General features: G+C 68.6%; 2 protein-coding genes and 1 pseudogene. 1 reads left to right on the top strand and 2 read right to left on the bottom strand.

From position 1 onward, the window contains the following. Both ACRDUX_RS32560 and ACRDUX_RS32555 read right to left on the bottom strand, forming a co-directional pair. Window positions 1–635: pseudogene (locus ACRDUX_RS32560) on the bottom strand (TldD/PmbA family protein); the annotation flags it as partial. Beyond that, on the bottom strand, window positions 632–2,149 hold the full coding sequence (locus tag ACRDUX_RS32555) for a metallopeptidase TldD-related protein (protein WP_526420270.1): 1,518 nt from the start codon (window positions 2,147–2,149) through the stop codon (window positions 632–634). The gene ACRDUX_RS32555 and the pseudogene ACRDUX_RS32560, both read right to left, overlap by 4 nt. A 37-nt stretch (window positions 2,150–2,186) precedes the next feature. Here ACRDUX_RS32555 and ACRDUX_RS32550 point away from each other — a divergent pair. Beyond that, window positions 2,187–2,611: carbohydrate ABC transporter permease (locus ACRDUX_RS32550; RefSeq protein ID WP_526420268.1), on the top strand; the 425-nt coding region annotated here is incomplete at its 3' end.

Raw genomic sequence — 2,611 nt, 5'->3', positions numbered from 1 at the left:
GCCCAGCCCAGCCTCCTCGACAGTTCCTCGAGCATGGAATCGGTTGGCACGTCGACGAAGTCGGGTGTGCCGACGCCCACCCAGGCGCTGGCGCCACGGCGCTTGGCGTTGATCTCCACCGACCCGGTCGGCTGGGTGTAGCGCCGGCGCAGGCCGCTCGAGGTGGCCAGGAACGTCGTCTCCAGCTCGTGGCGGGCGAAGCCGTACAAGCGGTCGCTGCCGCGAAACGCGCTCGCCAGGCTCCTCGCCACCTCGGCGAAGACGTCGGACGCGGTCTCGGGCACCGGCGCATCCCAATCGTATGGAGTCTCCGCACCTGCCAGCGCCGGCGCGTTGTCCCGCGCCTCCGGTGCCGAGCGGGCCGCCTCCTGCGACGCGGCCACCAGCCCTGCGACCGCGGCGGGATCGACCTCGCTGGACTTCACGGAGCCGACGTGTGCGCTCTTGCCTTGGCGGACAATCGATATCACGGTCGTGTCTCGACTCAGAGACTCGCCGTTGGTGGTCATCGAGTTGCCCGCCCACCGCAGCGACGCCGTCGCCCGGTCGGTGACCAACACGATCGTCTCGTCGGCTCCACCGCGCCGCGCGGCCTCGGCGAGGACGATCCCGACGACCTCCGGTGCACTGATCACCGGCCCGCCTCGTCCCGGGTGTTCAGCACGTTGATCCCACGGAAGAGCGCCGACGGGCAGCCGTGGCTGACCGCCGCCACCTGCCCGGGTTGCGCCTTGCCACAGTTGAACGCTCCACCGAGGCGCCACGTCGACGGCCCGCCGACCGCTTCCATTGCCCCCCAGAAGTCCGTCGTGGTGGCCTGGTAGGCGACGTCGCGCAGCTGCCCGTCGAGCCGCCCGTCGCGAATCCGGAAGAACCGTTGGCCGGTGAACTGAAAGTTGTAGCGCTGCATGTCGATCGACCACGACTTGTCGCCGACGACGTAGATGCCATCCTGCACACGGGCGATGAGGTCGTCGGTGCTGAGATCTTCGGCGCCTGGCTGCAGAGACACGTTGGCCATCCGCTGGATCGGGACGTGGTGCGGCGAATCGGCATACGAGCAGCCGTTCGACCTGGCCTCACCGAGACGCGGCGCGAACACCCGATCGAGCTGGTAGCCCACGAAGACGCCGTCGCGCACCAGGTCCCACTTCTGCGCGCGGACCCCCTCGTCGTCGAATCCAATTGTCGCTAGCCCGAATTCGACGGTCCGGTCGGCGGTCACGTTCATCACCGGCGACCCGTAGCGCATCACGCCGAGCTTGTCCGGCGTCGCGAACGACGTGCCCGCGTAGGCCGCCTCGTATCCGATGGCCCTGTCGTATTCGGTGGCGTGACCGATGGATTCGTGGATCACGAGCCACAGGTTGGACGGGTCGATCACCAGGTCGGTCGGCCCGGCCACCACGGACGGCGCCTTGGTCTTCTCGGCCAGCAGGGACGGCAGTTCGGCGAGCTCCGTCGACCAGTCCCAGACGTCGTCGCCCGTGAGCACCTCCCAACCCCGCGCAGTCGGCGGCGAAAGGGTGCGCATCGTCTCGAATGAGCCCGCGGCGGCGTCGACGGCCACCGCCTCGAACGTGGGCTGCACGCGCACCCGCTGCTGGGTGATCGACGAGCCGAACGTGTCGGCGTAGAAGGTCTGCTCCTTGACGGCGTGCAGGCCGGCCGAGACGTGGTCGACACCGTCGGCGGCGAGCAAGCGCCCCGAGTACTCGTCGAGCACGGCGATCTTGTCGGCGGCCGCCACGTCGAACGGGTCGAGGCGGTAGTCCGAAACCCAATGGAGGTCGGTGTACACCGGCTCTGGCGCCAGCTCGATGCGCTCGGCGTTGAGCGGCGAAAGGGTGCTGGCGACGCGCACCGCACGGCGCGCGGTCTCGGCGGCCACCGACGGGTCCAGCTCGGCGTGCGACGCGAAACCCCAGGTGCCGTCCACGATGACCCGGACCGCAAGCCCGATCTCGCGGCCGACGACCGACGTCTCGAGCTCGCCGTCGCGCAGTTGGACGATCTCGGTGGTGATGCGGTGGATCCGCAGGTCGGCATAGCTCGCGCCGGCGGACGCGGCCGCCGAAAGAGCTGCGTCGGCCAGCTGGTGGCGGGGCAGTGCGAGGAAGTCGGCATCGACACGTCGGCGCGCTGTCACGCCTCCACCGTAGTGGCAACGCCCTCGCCCGGGCCGGATGACCTTTAATGAGCGGGTGGGTCGCCTGCGCAATCGCCATACCGTCGTGGGCTACACCCTGCTCGCTCCCAGCCTCTTCGGCGTCGTCACGTTCCTGCTGTTACCGATGCTGGTGGTGCTCTGGCTGAGTCTTCAGCGTTGGGATCTGCTGGGGCCGATCGGCTATGTGGGGCTGGGGAATTGGCGGTCGGTACTGAGTGATCCGTCGTTCGGCACCTCGATGCTCGTCACCCTGATCTTCATTCTGGCCGTGGTGCCGGTGCAAACGGTGCTGGGATTGCTCGCGGCGACGATGCTCGCCCGCGATCTGCCGGGTAGCGGTTTTTTCAGGACGCTCTACGTGCTGCCGTGGATCTGTTCACCGCTGGCCATCGCCGTGCTGTGGAAGTGGATCCTCGCGCCTACCGACGGCGCATTGAGCAC

The organism is Mycobacterium sp. (assembly GCF_050701675.1).
Taxonomy (GTDB): Bacteria; Actinomycetota; Actinomycetes; order Mycobacteriales; family Mycobacteriaceae; genus Mycobacterium.
The sequence above is the reverse complement of the archived record's forward strand: the minus strand, read 5'-3'. Positions and strand labels throughout refer to the sequence as shown.